Source organism: Epilithonimonas hispanica, from assembly GCF_003385395.1.
Classification (GTDB): Bacteria; Bacteroidota; Bacteroidia; order Flavobacteriales; family Weeksellaceae; genus Epilithonimonas; species Epilithonimonas hispanica.
In genome coordinates this window covers 15860-31345 of record NZ_QNUG01000025.1, presented here as the reverse complement: position 1 = coordinate 31345, position 15486 = coordinate 15860, and the positions used below count along the sequence as shown (strand labels likewise).

The 15486-nt window shown below is 36.1% G+C and carries 15 protein-coding genes; 10 read left to right on the top strand and 5 right to left on the bottom strand.

From position 1 onward, the window contains the following. Positions 1–11: 11 nt before the first annotated feature. Complete coding sequence (locus tag DRF58_RS11935) at positions 12–626, bottom strand: NUDIX hydrolase (protein WP_116035730.1); 615 nt, start codon at positions 624–626, stop codon at positions 12–14. Positions 627–663: 37 nt separating this feature from the next. Between DRF58_RS11935 and DRF58_RS11930 the strand changes: the two genes are divergently transcribed. Continuing rightward, positions 664–1050 carry an SRPBCC domain-containing protein gene (locus DRF58_RS11930; RefSeq protein ID WP_116035729.1) on the top strand — a complete coding sequence of 129 codons (387 nt, stop codon included), beginning with the start codon at positions 664–666 and terminating at the stop codon, positions 1048–1050. Here DRF58_RS11930 and DRF58_RS11925 read toward each other — a convergent pair. Genes DRF58_RS11925 through DRF58_RS11915 form a run of 3 tightly spaced genes read right to left on the bottom strand, consistent with a single transcriptional unit; the run spans position 1047 to position 3999 of the window. After that, complete coding sequence (locus DRF58_RS11925) at positions 1047–2105, bottom strand: anhydro-N-acetylmuramic acid kinase (RefSeq protein WP_116035727.1); 1059 nt, start codon at positions 2103–2105, stop codon at positions 1047–1049. The genes DRF58_RS11930 and DRF58_RS11925 overlap by 4 nt on opposite strands. Then, positions 2106–2699, bottom strand: a complete 594-nt coding sequence (gene lptC, locus DRF58_RS11920) for an LPS export ABC transporter periplasmic protein LptC (RefSeq protein ID WP_116035725.1) — start codon at positions 2697–2699, stop codon at positions 2106–2108. Positions 2700–2721: 22 nt separating this feature from the next. Further along, positions 2722–3999 (bottom strand): porin family protein, encoded by a 1278-nt coding sequence (locus DRF58_RS11915; RefSeq protein WP_116035723.1) that lies wholly within the window; start codon positions 3997–3999, stop codon positions 2722–2724. Positions 4000–4301: 302 nt separating this feature from the next. Between DRF58_RS11915 and DRF58_RS11910 the strand changes: the two genes are divergently transcribed. The 7 genes from DRF58_RS11910 to DRF58_RS11880 all read left to right on the top strand — a co-directional run bounded on the left by DRF58_RS11910 (position 4302) and on the right by DRF58_RS11880 (position 12431). Then, positions 4302–5408 carry a DNA polymerase III subunit gene (locus DRF58_RS11910; protein WP_116035721.1) on the top strand — a complete coding sequence of 369 codons (1107 nt, stop codon included), beginning with the start codon at positions 4302–4304 and terminating at the stop codon, positions 5406–5408. A 193-nt stretch (positions 5409–5601) separates the two neighbouring features. Then, positions 5602–6234 (top strand): TetR/AcrR family transcriptional regulator, encoded by a 633-nt coding sequence (locus tag DRF58_RS11905; RefSeq protein WP_116035720.1) that lies wholly within the window; start codon positions 5602–5604, stop codon positions 6232–6234. 32 nt (positions 6235–6266) lie between these two features. Continuing rightward, the gene (locus DRF58_RS11900) at positions 6267–7568 is read left to right on the top strand and encodes a TolC family protein (protein WP_245955423.1); all 1302 of its coding nucleotides are present in this window, start codon (positions 6267–6269) and stop codon (positions 7566–7568) included. Positions 7569–7589: 21 nt separating this feature from the next. Further along, on the top strand, positions 7590–8705 hold the full coding sequence (locus tag DRF58_RS11895; protein ID WP_116035717.1) for an HlyD family secretion protein: 1116 nt from the start codon (positions 7590–7592) through the stop codon (positions 8703–8705). Between the two features lie 79 nt (positions 8706–8784). Next, positions 8785–10365 (top strand): DHA2 family efflux MFS transporter permease subunit, encoded by a 1581-nt coding sequence (locus DRF58_RS11890; protein ID WP_116035715.1) that lies wholly within the window; start codon positions 8785–8787, stop codon positions 10363–10365. Between the two features lie 148 nt (positions 10366–10513). Continuing rightward, on the top strand, positions 10514–11533 hold the full coding sequence (locus tag DRF58_RS11885) for a Dyp-type peroxidase (RefSeq protein WP_116035712.1): 1020 nt from the start codon (positions 10514–10516) through the stop codon (positions 11531–11533). Positions 11534–11627: 94 nt separating this feature from the next. After that, complete coding sequence (locus DRF58_RS11880) at positions 11628–12431, top strand: family 1 encapsulin nanocompartment shell protein (protein ID WP_116035710.1); 804 nt, start codon at positions 11628–11630, stop codon at positions 12429–12431. Positions 12432–12597: 166 nt separating this feature from the next. On the opposite strand, the gene DRF58_RS11875 is transcribed toward DRF58_RS11880, so the two are convergent. Beyond that, positions 12598–13053, bottom strand: coding sequence for an Lrp/AsnC family transcriptional regulator (locus DRF58_RS11875; protein WP_116035708.1), 456 nt, complete (start codon positions 13051–13053; stop codon positions 12598–12600). A gap of 165 nt (positions 13054–13218) precedes the next feature. On the opposite strand from DRF58_RS11875, the gene DRF58_RS11870 reads away from it, so the two are divergent. Together DRF58_RS11870 and DRF58_RS11865 are read left to right on the top strand one after the other, a co-directional pair. After that, the gene (locus tag DRF58_RS11870; RefSeq protein ID WP_116035706.1) at positions 13219–14340 is read left to right on the top strand and encodes a 5-methyltetrahydropteroyltriglutamate--homocysteine S-methyltransferase; all 1122 of its coding nucleotides are present in this window, start codon (positions 13219–13221) and stop codon (positions 14338–14340) included. 127 nt (positions 14341–14467) lie between these two features. After that, the gene (locus tag DRF58_RS11865; protein ID WP_116035703.1) at positions 14468–15028 is read left to right on the top strand and encodes a sugar O-acetyltransferase; all 561 of its coding nucleotides are present in this window, start codon (positions 14468–14470) and stop codon (positions 15026–15028) included. The last annotated feature ends 458 nt before the right edge of the window (positions 15029–15486 follow it).

Sequence of the window (15486 nt, the reverse complement as noted above, 5' to 3'; positions counted from 1 at the left end):
AAAATCCTCAATTATGATTGAGGATTTTTATTTTGAAAATCATTTAGAATCAACTTGATATTTTGGAATGTTGAAGGTAGAATTTCGCTTTCCACTTCTTCTTTGGTTTTCCATCCCACTTCACTTATGCCTTCTTCTATTTGCGGTTTTGGCGTTTCATTTCCTTTGTAAAACATCTCAAACCAATAAGTTGTTTTAAGGATTTTTTCGCCGTTTCTTTCGGTGTAGATATGATATGTAGAATTGATGAAATCTTTCAGCTCCAGATCAAAAATTCCGCATTCTTCTTCCACTTCTCTCACTGCGGCAAGTTCTCTAGATTCACCTTTTTCTATTTTACCTTTAGGAAGGTCCCATTTTCCCAAACGATGGATGAACAGAATCTTGTTCTCGGGATTCAGGACAATACCTCCAGCAGCTTCTATATTTCTGAAAAATGCTTTGAACTCTGCCCAAAGTTGGTCAATGTCATTATGATAAATATTCAAGCCTTGCGATGGCGTATTTGTAAGTAGATCAATCGCAAATTCAAAGCTATGCGTTCCATCATAGTTCAATGTTTTTGGGCTGTTTTGAGGCTCAGAACTCAAAACTATTTTTTTTTCATTGATAAAAACTTTATACATTTGTAAGGCTTTTTAGTATAACTACAAAAATATAAAAATGAATTTAGAAGGACGAAAAATTATAGTAAATAAATCTTCATCAGAATTAGCTGGAATGCTGAAAAATCCTCAAGATTACAAAGACTTGATGCCAGAAGGTCTTCAAAGTTTTGAAGCTAGAGAAGACGGTTTCAAATTTGGATTGAAAGGTATGCCAGAAATTGCTTTGAAGATTGATAATGTATCTGATAAAGAAGTAGTTCTGAAATCTGCAAGTTCAAGTCTAGACTTCGCTTTGACTGGATCCATGAACGCTTTGAATGAGAATCAAACCGAAGTTCAGTTATTGTTCGAAGGAAAATTCAATCCATTTATCAAAATGATGGTAGAAAAACCGCTTCAGAATTTCATCAATTCTTTGACAGATAAAATCGAGCAACTTTAATTAGCAATCAATCCGGATGAGTGATCTACCGAACTTCCGGTTGCAGATGATAAAACATTATTGAGGTTAAATAATCTCAAAACACCCATAAAAGCAAAAATCAAAGCTTCTTTATATTCGATAATTTCTTTTTCAGGAATATTGATTTCGGTTTTGGTCTTTGCTTTTATTTTTTCAATTAGAAAGCTGTTGTAAGTTCCACCACCGGTTATTAATACATTTTTAATATCGTAATCATTAAAGACTTTTGCAATCTGAATCGCAGCATGTTCTGTGAAGGTTGCTAAAAGATCTTCGGGTTTTTGATCCTGAATTAATGGATAAACATTTTCATTGATCCATTCGATTCCCAAAGATTTCGGCGCTTTTTCTTGATAGAAATTTAATTGATTTAATTGATCTAAAAGATGGAAGTCAATAGTTCCATTTCTTGCAAAGTCTCCATTTTTGTCGTATTTCTTTCCAAGTTTATTAGCCAAATTATTCAGAATAATATTAACTGGGCAAATGTCAAAAGCTATTCTTTTTTCGTTTCGCTTCAAAGAGATATTAGAAAACCCACCAAGATTAAGACACGCATCATACTCCGAGAATAATATTTCATCACCAATCGGAACTAATGGCGCTCCATTTCCGCCAAGCAAAACATCTTGACTTCGGAAGTCATAAATAGTGGTTTTATTGGTCTTAATTTTAATCGCTCGTCCATCGCCAATCTGTAACGTGAACTTGTTTTTTGGCTGATGAAAAATGGTGTGACCGTGAGATGAAATCAGATTAAGTTCAGTAATCTTATTGTTTGAAATAAATTCTTTAGTTTTCTCACCAAGATAAAATCCGTATTCTGAATTAAGTTCTAATAATTTTTCGCTGGAAAGATTGATGGCATTTTTAAGACGGTTTTCCCAATCCGTAGAGTAGGGAAGTGTTTTGCATTTTAGAATTTCGAAAGTCCAAATAGAATCATTTTTGATAAATTTTGAATAGCAAATATCCAAACCATCTAGACTTGTTCCGGACATCAAACCTATTGCGAAAAAAGTTTGCTTTTCCATTTACTTGCTTGTTGCAGGTAAATTAGCAGAGCTGAAGCTGCCGGAGTTGTTGAAAAATGTATACTCAGAAAAATCGTCTTTTGCAACCATTCCGTGAGCGCCTACTAGGATGTTTCCGTCTTTATCAGAAACAAAAACGGTGTCTTTGGTGTACATTTTTTGCTTCTTTTTGTCCCAATTGATGGTTTCTGTTACAAAGGTTTGCCCTTCTGTTGTAATGATTTTTACTCGACCTTTAGCAAAATAAAAATCTTTTTTCAAGTTGTTTTTCGCGTATTTTGCCCAGATTTTTCCAGGAACTTTTGGATTCTTTTTATCAAAAAACTCCAGATAGATTCCTTTTTTAGCTTCTATGTAAGGAGAGTCTATCAACTCGTATTGTTCTATCAACGGTGCTTTGAATCTTACTTTTACAATGCCAGAATCTCTTTGGATAATGGTTCCGTTGTGGATAACGGTAGAGGCAAAGTTGGTTTTTTTGTTTTGGTTGATCTTTGTAAGATCTTCCTCACAAGACTGAATAAGAAAAAACATCAGCAACAAAAAAAGTTGTGATGTTTTTATATGATGTATTTTAAAATAATAATCTTTCATAGATTATTTGAGAAGAAGCTCATTAGTTATAATATCTCTTCTCAAACCACTTGCTTGCAAAGTTAACGCCAATTCTTAAGTTTACAAAATTTTGACGAATCATATTATTTTCAAGTGTTCCTCTTTTTCCAATTTCTATCCCAAGATCCAAACTGCTCATACGGTTGATTGTACTTTTTTGGAAAGGCAAGGTAACACCTGCTGTAATAGCATATTTATCGATGTTGTTTCCATTGATTTGAATACTTCCCTTTTCATAATAAGCTCCATATCTATAGATGATTCTAGAAAAATAAGAACGGAAGTTGTTGAAGTTTGGTAAGTACCAACCTCCAATGGCATATCTGTAAGAATCTTGATAGTTAAAAGGGCGTCCTAGGAAATTGATACTTTCTCCCTTCTTATAATCTACCTGAGTCCCTAAAAACCATTTGGTGTCTTTACCATAACCCAAACCTAAAGATGCTTCTTGTGGTAGGAATTTTTTATCAAAATTGTTTTGTTCCTCAATTATCGTTTCGTAGGCTTTGGTTTCTCCCACGAGATAATAGTAGGTGCTGGCGGTGTAATTATTTTTCAGATTTCCACTATTGCCAATGGTATAAGTTGCACCAACGGTCAATTTGTGTTCGTTCGCCATTTTTTTCTGGTAGGTAGTTCCTAATGTAAAGTTGAAGGCCTTTACTCTGTAACTGTTAGAGAAACCACTAATTAACTCAGCGCCCGAGAAAGCGTTTTCTTCTATATCATATAACTTTCCGAAGAAAAAATTAGATCTAAGACCTAATGCAAACTGAGGGCTAATCTGGTAAGAAAGTGCTGCCTGAACAGTGTTGATAGAACCTTCTCCATGGAAATTGGTCACTTTTGTAACGTCGCTGTCTGCCAAAGTTTGGCTAGTTACGATATCATAACTTTTGGAGCTATAAGGCTTGAAACCCATCCCAAATTTTACTTTTCTGGAAATAGGAAAAGCAATACTTATATTGGAAAGATAGGTAGAGTGTTTGGTACTTTTTAGATTATTAAAATCTGATTTGTAATAATTGTTTTCATTGGTTCCTTCTACCTTGAGCGACGTAAGTTCCAAGTTGGTATTAGCCGCAGGGTTTTTGAAGTTAAAACTGTTGTTAAAATCCCATACATAAGCGGTAGAAATACCTCCCATTGCATTTATGTCAAGTGTATTATCATATTTTACATCTCCAATTCCATAAGCTCCGTACGGCGAATTACCAATACTTTGAGCGTTTAGGAAATATCCTGCCACCAATGATGATAAAACAAAAATTCTCTTCATCCTTTAAAATTTCAATTCGCAAATATCTTAATTAATAATGAATTGCAAAAATATATTTGGGTTAAAGTTTGTTAAGTAATTGCGACAGTTAAGGCATCTTTGTCGATTGATGACATATATTATTAGATTGTTGACAATGTCGTGCTATTACGTAATCCGAAAATTGCCAACTAATAACCGACAAGTAAAAACTAATATTTATCTTTGCTCGTATGAAATCGCCGAATTACAATTTTGTTAAAGTTGACTCATTTTATTTGGGCGATTGCATATGACCTTTTAAAAAAAAATGATAATTACGTATGAAATGGGAACAGATTATCGGTCAACAATCAGTCAAGAATCTTTTACGAGATAGTATCCACGATTCCAGAGTTGGACACGCTCAGCTTTTTGTAGGAGAAGAAGGTTTTGGTGTTTTGCCTTTAGCTTTGGCGATGGCTCAGGAGATTTTTGAAAAAGAAAATCCAGCTTCTGTTCATAAAGTTGAGAATCTTAATCATCTTGATTTGCATTTCAGTTTTCCGGTTTTTTCTGAAAAAAATGTTTCATTGAGTAAACGTTTTTTTGATAATTTCAGAGAGATGGTTTTGGAAAATCCCTATTCGTCTTTTGATGATTGGACAAGTTTTTTAGAATCAGAGAATAAACAGTTCTTCATTTCTGCAGACGAAGCAGAAGACATTGGACAAAGATTTAATCTGAAAAGTTTTGAAGGTGGAAGCAAAATTTTGATTGTTTGGAGAGCTGATAAAATGAATGATGCTGCTGCCAACAAAATCCTAAAGTTCCTAGAAGAACCACCGAAAAATACATTCATTATTCTTTGTGCACCTAGTACCAATGATATTTTACCAACGATTCTTTCAAGATGTCAGATCGTCAATATCCCAAGAATTAATGATGAAGATATTTTAGATAGACTTCAAAATCATAATTCTGCAAAAGAAATTGCTTATCAAGCTCAAGGTGATTGGAATCTTGCCAAGTCATTGTCTGAGAGCAATGTTACAACTTCGGAGTTTGAAACATTATTTATACAATGGGTTCGAAACGCTTTTCAGGCTAAGAAAAAACCCGAAGTTCTTCGCGAAATCGTAAAATGGGCGCGCCAAATCTCCGAATGGAATCGTGAAAAACAAATGAAATTCCTTAATTATTGCATTGAGATTTTCCGATTGGCGATGCTTCAGAATTATGGAAATGATAATTTAGTTTACAAAAAACTTTCTGAAGGTAATTTCAATTGGCAATCGTTTTCCAAATTCATTCACGGAGCTAATATTGTGTCAATTGTTGAGGAAATTACGGACGCATCTTATCATATTTCGAGAAATGCTAATTCCAAGATTGTGCTTACAGATATGGGGATTAAGTTAACACGTTATATTCATAAATCTGCTTCTTGATTTTTTAATTATTTCAATTTATTTTTTATTGAAAAGGAGTTTTATTTACTTGATAAAAATTTAAAAATCTTCTATTAATCAATGTTTTAGAATTATAGATAAATTAGATAAATTCTTAATAAAAAATTAATCAAACAAATGTTTGATTGAATGTGATTTTTGATTTAACTTTGCTGCGCTAAAAAAAAAAAATATGCCAACTAAAGAAGAACATATTATGATGGTTGCAGAGAAACTCTTCGCGGCTAATGGTTATAATGGGACTTCTGTAAGAGACATTGCAACCAAAGCGAAAGTGAATGTTTCTATGATTTCTTATTATTTCGGGTCCAAAGAAAACCTTTTGGAAGAACTTTTCAAATGGAGAATGGAAGAAGGGCTCAACTTTGCAAAAAACACTTTGGAAAATAATGAATTGAGTGAGATCGAAAAAATAGAAGGTTTCATTGATAATTTTGTAAACAGAGTCCAAAGACTGAGAGACTTTTTTTTATTGGTTCATACACAACAAGTGATTGCTCAAAATAAAAGTATTCAGAATTTCTTGAAAGATTATAAAGTCAATTATATAGAAATCAATCAAAAGATTGTAGAACAAGGATTGGAAAAAGGGATTTTTACAATCAGACCTTCTTATCATCTTTTACAATGCACAATTTCTGGAACGATATTCAATGCGATGCACGGAATGAAGATGTACAAAGAATATCTAAAAAAACACAATCGTGATTTTGATGAAAAACATTACGAAAATCAATATTTCCAAGAAGTCAGAGATCACGTAAAGTCCATTGTGAGAGCAATGGTCGGCTACAAAGGACAATAACATTACTCAAACCTTAACAATAAATAATAACAGTGAATAAATTTTTAACAACAGCTCTAATTGTTGGGACTTTCTACTCGGTTTCCGCTCAGGAAAAACGATTATTGAGTCTTGAAGAAGCTGTGAAATTAGGAATAGAAAACAGCAAAAATCTAAAAATAGATCAAGCTAAAATAGAAGAATCCACTGCGAATCTTCTGGAGGCGAAAAACAGACAATTGCCGGAACTTAAAGTCTCAGGAAGTTACCTGTATCTCCCAATCAAACCAAATATTGATATGAAAATTGGTGGAGTTTCAGGTTCAGGAGGTCCAGATGTTCATCAGGCAATGTATGGAACTGCAAACTTATCAATGCCAATCTATTCTGGAGGAAGAATCAAATACGGAATCAAATCAGCAGAATATCTTGTAGAAGCTTCGAAACTAAGTACAGAAAATGATAAAAACGCAGTGGCGTACAATATTTCTCAGGCTTATAACAATCTTTTCAAATCATCGGAAGTTGTGAAATTGTTGAAAGAAAATTTGGCTTCTTCTCAAAAAAGAGACCAGTCTTTTATTAAGCTTGAAAACAATGGTGTGATTGCGAAAAATGATAGATTGAAAGCTCAGCTTCAAACTTCAAATATCGAATTGCAATTGATGGAAGCAGAGAACAACTATAATATTGCCAACATCAATATGGATTTGCTTCTTGGTCTTCCTGATAATACAGAAATCGAGGTTGATTCTAATTATATCGGAGCAGATGACCTTGGAAAACCTGATGATTATTACTTGAATCTTGCAAGAGAAAATAGAAAAGACATTCAGGCTTTGGATTATCAAAGAAAAGCAGCAGCGCTTGGAACTAAAGCTGCTAAAGCGGAAAATCTTCCTTCAATAGCTTTCACCGGTGGTTATGTTGCAGCTGACATTCCGAAATTTTTTACCTTGACAAACGCTGTGAATGTAGGAGTTGGGATTCAGTATAATCTTTCTAACATTTGGAAAAAGAATTCAAGTCTGATGCAGTCAAAAGCTAGGGAACAGGAATTATTAGCTAACAACGAATTGTTAAATGATAATGTAACGCTGGAAGTGAAACGTGATTATCAGAATGATTTGTATGCTCACAAGAAAATCGATGTTTATCAAAAAACGCTTGAGCAGGCAGAGGAAAATTACAGAATTACACTTAATAAATATAACAACGGTTTAGAAACCATCACCAATCTTTTGGATGCTGATACGGCGAAAATCACTGCCAACGTGAATGTCATCACTTCGAAAGCAGATGCAGCTTTGGCACATAAAAAATTATTACAAACTACAGGAACTATCAATAACTAATTACAATAAACTATAAATAAAATGGCACAAGATAATATAAAATTCGAGCAGGGAGAAGTTCCTGTAAAAAAGAAAAAAAGCCCGGTTTTCTACATCCTGATAAGCGTTGCAGTTTTGGCAGCAATATTTTTCGGAGTTAGAGAATATCAGTACAGTCAGGTTCACGAGGAAACTGATGATGCGCAAATCGCAGCAGATATCAGTCCTGTGATTTCAAAAATCTCTGGTTACATTACTGAGGTTAAAGTAAAAGATAACCAATTCGTTAAAAAAGGAGATACATTAATCGTACTTGATAACAGAGACCAGAAAATGACTTTGGCTCAGGCTGAGGCGGCGCTTGGAACAGCTCAGAGTAATGTAACTTCTGCTCACGCAGGTTCAGAAGCTGCAAAATCCGGAATTGGTAATTCTAGAGCTGCCGTACAAACTGCTAATGCACAAATAGAAGCTGCTAAAGTGAATGTTTGGAGAACAGAACAGGATATGAAAAGATATTCTGAATTGGTAAAAGACCACACAATTACGCAACAGCAATATGAACAGGCTTCTGCAGCTTATCAAACCGCTCAGAAACAACTTCAGGTTTTGATTGACCAAAAAAATCAAGCAAGTGTTCAGACAGGTGTTGTCACTTCACAATCTAACGCTACTTATCAGAATATCGGAATTGCGAATTCTCAATTGAAACAAAGACAAGTAGATGTGGAAAATGCAAAACTGAATCTTTCTTATACCGTAATCACAGCTAAAGAAAGTGGGTATGTTTCTAAAATTCCTGTTCAGGTTGGACAGTTTATTCAGGCAGGTTCACAATTGTTCAGCGTTGTTTTGAGTAATCAAAAATGGGTTGTGGCAAACTACAAAGAAACTCAGGTTGAAAAAATGGTGGAAGGGCAGAAAGTGGAAATCGAAATCGATGCTTATCCAGGTCAGAAATTCGAAGGAACTATCAGTTCATTTTCTCCGGCAACAGGTTCTGCATTTGCATTGCTTCCTCCGGATAACGCAAGTGGAAACTTCGTAAAAGTGGTTCAGAGACTTCCTGTTAAAATCACTTTCGACAACCTTAACGAAGATATTATGAAAAAACTACGTGTTGGAATGAACGTTCAAACTGTGGTTTCATTAAAATAAAAAATAAAGAAGCTGGAAGAGGGAAGCGCGAAGTTTTAAAGCAACGATCTTCCATCTTCTGTCTTCCAACACAAAAATTATGCAAGACGATTCATTAGTAGAATACGGATTTCGCAGAGTAATTATTACCATTACAGCGATTATGTGTGCGCTTCTTGAGATTGTGGATTCCACAATCGTGAACGTAGCACTTAACGAGATGAAAGGTAATCTTGGGGCAACACTTTCCGAAGTAGGCTGGGTAATTACCGCTTATGCTATCGGTAACGTGATTATCGTTCCGATGACTAGCTGGTTGTCTCAACAGTTTGGGCGTAGAAATTACTTTGCGGTATCCATTATCATATTCACGATTTTCTCTTTTCTCTGTGGTAATGCGACCAATATTTGGGAGCTGGTATTTTTCCGTTTGATGCAAGGTATTGGTGGAGGAGCACTTTTGGTAACTTCCCAAACCATCATCACCGAATCTTACCCTATCGAGAAAAGAAGTATGGCTCAGGCAATCTATGGATTGGGAGTTATTATCGGACCAACACTTGGTCCGCCTCTGGGAGGTTATATTGTTGACAATTACAGTTGGCCTTATATCTTTTATATCAATATTCCGTTGGGAATTATCGCAACGTTATTGACATTACAATTCGTAAAAAGCCCAAGATATTCAGAAAAACGTTCAGCTTCGGATGTCGATTGGATTGGGATTGGATTGTTGGCAGCGTTTGTAGGTTCTTTACAATATATTTTGGAAAGAGGACACGAGGACGATTGGTTTGAAAGCAAAGCCATTGTTGTATTGACGATTACTGCAGTTGTAGGATTCATCTTATTCATCTGGCGAGAACTTACCTTCAAATATCCGATTGTAGAACTCCGAGTTCTCAAAAACGGTAACCTGAGAATTGGTACGGTAATGTCCTTTATTTTAGGCTTTGGTTTGTATGGTTCAACATTTATCGTTCCTCTTTATACACAGAGTATTTTAGGTTGGACCGCTTTACAGTCAGGAGCACTGATGATCCCGGCTGCGCTGACGACTGCATTTATGATGCCGATTATTGGGAAATTACTTACCAAAGGCGCTAAGCAGCAGGTGTTGGTTGCCTTAGGCCTGTTTATATTCTTTGTTTACAGTTTCTGGGGTTATAAGATCCTGACACCGGATACAGGAAAAGATGCATTCTTCTGGATGCTTATTGTGAGAGGTATGGGATTAGGATTATTGTTTATTCCGATCACATCGTTATCGCTCAGTACACTGAAAGGGCCGGAAATTGGTCAGGGTGCTGCTTTTACGGGTATGATGCGTCAGTTGGGTGGGTCATTTGGTATTGCTGCAATTACCACTTTTATTGCTAACAAAAGTGAACTTTACAGGAGCAATCTTGTTTCGCATCTTGACGTTAATGATTTTGATGTTCAGCAGAGAGTGGCCGCGCTCAAAGGGAGCTTTATAGCCAAAGGCATGTCACCGGATAAAGCCTTGCAAGCGGCTTACCAAATGCTGGATTATTCTGTAACCAAGCAGGCTACGGTGCTTTCTTATATGGACGTTTTCCTTTATTTGGGGCTTATGTTTTTAATATGCATCCCGTTTGTATTATTTGTAAGAGAACGAAAAAACAAAGGTGAAAAAATAGACCTTAGTTCGGCGCATTAATATATTTTAAAGTTGTTTGTTAAAAAACTCAGGATCGTCAGTGGCCCTGAGTTTTTTATTTTAAAATTATAAACAGGCAATATTCTTTGATTTTTTCCCTTTATATCATTAAATTAGCCACTGTTAATAACCGAATCAAAACATACACATGAGACAGGGACCACAGGATGTACTCGGCAATCACGGAACAAACACCATTTTTACGGTTTGGAATTTTAAGGAAGGTGTACCAATCAAAGAAGCTTTTCAGCGCATTTGTGCTTTGGTAATCAACCTTAACCATTCTGCTTATGTCCGTTTTCCGGATGATAACGCCAGTTGTGTCATGGGAATTGGTTACAATGCATGGCATTTGCTGGATTTGCCCAAACCATTACCGAAAGAGCTGGAGGAATTTGAACCCATTGTTGGAAGCCGTTATACTGCCGTTTCTACCAAAGGCGATTTGCATTTTCACCTGAAAGGATCCAATTCAAGCATCTGTTATGATATGGCGGCAGATATTGCCAAAGTACTTTCTCCGGTGGCCGATTGCGTGGAAGAGGTGCATGGGTTTAGGTATTGGGATGGCCGTTCCATTCTCGGTTTTGTAGACGGAACCGAAAATCCTGAAAGCAATTTGCGCGAATATTTTGGTTTAATAGGTGACGAGGATGAGGTTTACAAAGGAGGCAGTTATCTTTTTGTCCAGAAGTATATTCACGATTTGGCGGCATTTAAAGCACTTACAGTTGAAGAACAGGAAAAAGTTTTTGGCCGCTACAAAGACAGCGATGTAGAAATGACGGATGACATCAAACCTCAAAATTCACATTCAGCGTTGGCCAATGTGGGTGATGATTTTAAAATTATCCGCGATAATCTTCCGTTTGGTAATATGTCAACCAACGAGATGGGAACATACTTTATTGCTTATGCAAGTACTTTCAATACGGTGAAACTGATGCTTAACAATATGTTTATTGGCAATCCTCCAGGCAATTATGACCGTTTGCTGGATTTTAGCACCGCAAAAACCGGCAGTCTGTTTTTTGTTCCAACGATGGATATGCTGGATGACTTTTCCTCTGGAGTTGAAGAAACGACATCAACTGAAAATCATCCGAAAGCCGTGGATACCGTACTGCCAAAAAATGACGGCTCTTTGGGAATTGGCTCTTTAAAATAAGTAAGCTTTGGCAAAGTTAAAACGATAGAAACATCAGAGTAACGATGCCTTTATATTGATCAAATTTTACACATTATATAAAAAACTAAACGATATGAATAATTTACACCGTAAGTTGGCTCCCATTTCCGAAGGAGCGTGGGCGCAAATCGAAGAAGAAGCGGTACGCACACTCAAAAGATATCTTGCCGCAAGAAAAGTGGTAGATGTTGACGGCCCTAATGGTTTTGATCTTTCTGCCGTAGGCACCGGGCATATTCAGCCAGTTGAGTCACCGGGCGAAGGGGTGCAGGCGGCTGTGCGCAAAGTAAACCCAGTGGTTGAGTTCCGGGTTCCTTTTGAACTGACACGAGAGGCGATTGATGATGTCGAACGCGGTTCCGAAGACTCAGACTGGCAGCCGTTAAAAGACGCTGCAGAGAAAATAGCTTTTGCAGAGGACCGCGCCATTTTTGAAGGTTATGCCGCGGCAGGCATTCAGGGGATTCGTGAAGGCAGCAGCAATCGTACACTCAAACTGCCGGCAAGCATCAAAAATTATCCCGATACAATTGCCTGTGCATTAAGTGAACTGCGTTTTGCCGGAGTCAACGGCCCTTATGTCTTGGTTCTGGGAGCTGATGCTTATCCGGCGGCCAGTGGCGGGAGCGATGAAGGTTATCCAATGCTGCACCACCTGCAGGAACTGATTGATGGCGAAATTATCTGGGCACCGGCAATCAAAGGTGGTTTTGTAATCTCTACCCGTGGTGGTGATTTTAAGCTCACTCTTGGCCAGGACATTTCCATCGGTTATCTAAGCCATACTGATACTTCGGTGAAGCTCTATCTTCAGGAGAGTTTTACCTTCCAGTTTTATACTTCGGAGGCTGTCGTTGTGCTGGATCCTGCAGAGTAACTTTTTAATAAATCAATTGATAGAAAACTCAGGATTGTAGCAGTTCTGGGTTTTTTATTTTTAGGAGCCGGAAACCTGCTTTCCGCTATATCTTTTTGCGCTAGAACGTTTAGTCTGTCAGGCTGAGGCTCTCGAAGCCGCGCAACAATTAAAAACCCATATAAACTCAAATCGTTATCCCATAACTATTTTTAATTTCCGACATCACAAAAGAACTGTGTGTACTTCCAATACTTTCCAAAGAACCCAATTTGTTAAAAACAAAATCCTGATAATGCTTCATATCCTGAACCTGAACTTTCAAGAGAAAATCAAAATCACCGGAGATATTATAACATTCCACAACTTCATCGATGGAAAGGATATCGGTGACGAACTGATTTCCGATATTTTTATCGTGCTGTTTCAGTTTGACATTACAAAAGACAATAAAACCTTTATTCAACTTTTCTGAATCCAGAACGGCAATGTAATTCTTAATAAAGCCATCTTGTTCCAGCTTTTTTACACGCTCAAAAACAGGCGATGCGGAGAGATTCACTTGCTGTGCTAACTCTTTTACCGTGAATTTAGAATTTTTTTGAAGGATTTTTAAGAGTTTGATGTCAGTATCGTCGAGCATAATTCAGAATATATTTTGGTTTCGATTTAATGAATTGTAAAATTATAGAATATTTATCTTTTTAATTATTGTTTGTGAGTTTTATTTGCTTAAAAATTTCGTTTAATAAAAAATAAAAAACTTTAAATATAATTTTACACAAAATATTAATCTAAATAATAAGATATGTGTGAAACAAAAGTAAGAACACCAAAATTAGACACCGTTGGAAGCTTCTTAAGACCAGAAGTTCTAAAAAAAGCAAGAGAACAATTTTCTAACGGAGAAATATCAAAAGAACAACTCACCGAAATCGAAAACCAGGAAATCATCAAATTAGTTGAGAAGCAAAAAGAGTTAGGATTAGAAGTGATTACCGATGGCGAGTTCCGCCAAAGCTACTGGCATCTCGATTTTTTCTGGGGATTCGAAGGTGTTGAACACAATTTTATGCCGCGCGGTTATCAATTTCAAGGAGAAGAAACTCGTAACGATTCTGCAAGATTGACTGGCAAAATCAGATTTGCAAAGAATCATCCATTCTTAGGATATTTTGCATTTCTAAAAAGTTTGGCGGGCGAAAATCATATTGCAAGACAAAGTATTCCTGCACCAGCACAGCTTTATGCAGAATTGCTAAGAGAATCTAATGCGGATAAAGTAGCAGAATTTTATCCAGACAGAGAAGAATTTCTAAGTGACTTGTCCAAAGCTTACCGCAACGCCATTTTAGCTTTTTACGAGTTAGGTTGCAGAGATTTGAAAATTGATGACTGCACTTGGGGAATGTTATGCGATGCCAATTTTTGGAAAACAATGGCAGGTGAAAACTACAATCCGGATTTGCTAAAAGAAACCTACTTGAAACTCAATAACGATGCTTTGCAGGATTTGCCAGCAGATTTAAGGATTTCGACTCACGTTTGCAGAGGAAATTATCATTCTACTTGGGCAACTTCGGGAGGTTACGAGCCGGTTGCAGACACGCTTTTTGCCAAAGAAAATGTAGGCAATTTTTATTTAGAATTTGATGACGACCGTTCTGGAGGCTTTGCACCATTAAGATTTGTTCCGGAAAATAAAAATGTAGTTTTAGGTTTGATTACGAGTAAAAATCCAACTTTGGAACAGAAAGAAATTATCATTGCAAGAATCAAAGAAGCCAGCCAATTTGTAAGTCTTGACAGATTAAGTCTCAGTCCGCAATGTGGCTTTGCATCCACCGAAGAAGGTAATATCTTAACCGAAGAAGACCAATGGAACAAGATAAAATTGGTAAAAGAAATCGCAGACGAAGTCTGGAAGTAAAATATTCTAATCATCATCAAAGCATCCAATTTTGGATGCTTTTTTTATTGGAAACTAAAATCGGGAAAGATATTGTGTAAACACAACAAAGCCTTTACTTTTGCTTAGTTATTAATGTAAAAATACAATGAATAATCTGAACGAAAAACAAAAAATGCTTTCCGGCGAGATGTATGATGCAGGCGATGCGACTTTGGTAAAGGAAAGACAAAAATGCAAAGACCTCTGTTTCGAATACAATCATATTCCACCTTCAAAGCTTAAAGAAAGAAAAGCTCTCATCAAAAGGCTTTTCGGAAAGACAGAAAAAATGTTTCATATAGAGCAACCTTTTTATTGCGATTACGGTTACAATATCGAGATTGGCGAAAACTTTTATACCAATCACAATGTTGTGATTTTGGATTGTGCAAAAGTGACTTTTGGAGATAATGTTTTCATTGCGCCCAATTGCGGATTTTATACAGCCGGACATCCTTTGGACGCCGAAACCAGAAACAAAGGTTTGGAAGATGCCAAACCAATCACAATCGGAAATAACGTTTGGATTGGCGGAAATTGCACAATTCTTCCGGGCGTTACGATTGGTGATAATGCAGTCATTGGAGCCGGAAGTGTTGTTACAAAAGACATTCCCGCCAATGTTTTAGCAATCGGAAATCCTTGTAAGGTTATTAAAGAAATATAGAGAATCAACCGAAAAAGTCACAAAAGTTTTTACATCAAAATAAAATCGAAGATTTTAAGAGTCTGTTTAAAAAAATATAAAAAACCTGTTTTATATTTTGAAGTAATTTTTTAATGATTTTAAAATCAAATCGTTACAAAAAAAAGTCTTCGACCAGCTCAGACTGACACCGCACTTAATTAGGATTGTAGCAATTGATTTGTCACACTGAGCTTGTCGAAGTGTTATGTTAATTATTTAAAAACCACTTTTAAATCGAAAACTCTAAATGCACAACAAGTTATAAAAAATATTAATCCACAAAGTCACAAAAGAAAAATTAAAAAAAGAAAATCTTTCAAAGAGCAAAAAAGCTAACTTATGAAACCATTATCCTTATTTGAACTTTTGATAGACTTAAGGAAAATTAAAACTTTTGTGACTTTTGTGGTTTTCGAAACAAATTTAAACAAGTTCTT

Excerpts from the sequence above, each read along its gene's own strand:
- DRF58_RS11935 (WP_116035730.1), bottom strand. The coding sequence starts at position 626 with ATGTATAAAGTTTTTATCAATGAAAAAAAAATAGTTTTGAGTTCTGAG.
- DRF58_RS11930 (WP_116035729.1), top strand. The coding sequence starts at position 664 with ATGAATTTAGAAGGACGAAAAATTATAGTAAATAAATCTTCATCAGAA.
- DRF58_RS11925 (WP_116035727.1), bottom strand. The coding sequence starts at position 2,105 with ATGGAAAAGCAAACTTTTTTCGCAATAGGTTTGATGTCCGGAACAAGT.
- lptC (WP_116035725.1), bottom strand. The coding sequence starts at position 2,699 with ATGAAAGATTATTATTTTAAAATACATCATATAAAAACATCACAACTT.
- DRF58_RS11915 (WP_116035723.1), bottom strand. The coding sequence starts at position 3,999 with ATGAAGAGAATTTTTGTTTTATCATCATTGGTGGCAGGATATTTCCTA.
- DRF58_RS11910 (WP_116035721.1), top strand. The coding sequence starts at position 4,302 with ATGAAATGGGAACAGATTATCGGTCAACAATCAGTCAAGAATCTTTTA.
- DRF58_RS11905 (WP_116035720.1), top strand. The coding sequence starts at position 5,602 with ATGCCAACTAAAGAAGAACATATTATGATGGTTGCAGAGAAACTCTTC.
- DRF58_RS11895 (WP_116035717.1), top strand. The coding sequence starts at position 7,590 with ATGGCACAAGATAATATAAAATTCGAGCAGGGAGAAGTTCCTGTAAAA.
- DRF58_RS11890 (WP_116035715.1), top strand. The coding sequence starts at position 8,785 with ATGCAAGACGATTCATTAGTAGAATACGGATTTCGCAGAGTAATTATT.
- DRF58_RS11885 (WP_116035712.1), top strand. The coding sequence starts at position 10,514 with ATGAGACAGGGACCACAGGATGTACTCGGCAATCACGGAACAAACACC.
- DRF58_RS11880 (WP_116035710.1), top strand. The coding sequence starts at position 11,628 with ATGAATAATTTACACCGTAAGTTGGCTCCCATTTCCGAAGGAGCGTGG.
- DRF58_RS11875 (WP_116035708.1), bottom strand. The coding sequence starts at position 13,053 with ATGCTCGACGATACTGACATCAAACTCTTAAAAATCCTTCAAAAAAAT.
- DRF58_RS11870 (WP_116035706.1), top strand. The coding sequence starts at position 13,219 with ATGTGTGAAACAAAAGTAAGAACACCAAAATTAGACACCGTTGGAAGC.
- DRF58_RS11865 (WP_116035703.1), top strand. The coding sequence starts at position 14,468 with ATGAATAATCTGAACGAAAAACAAAAAATGCTTTCCGGCGAGATGTAT.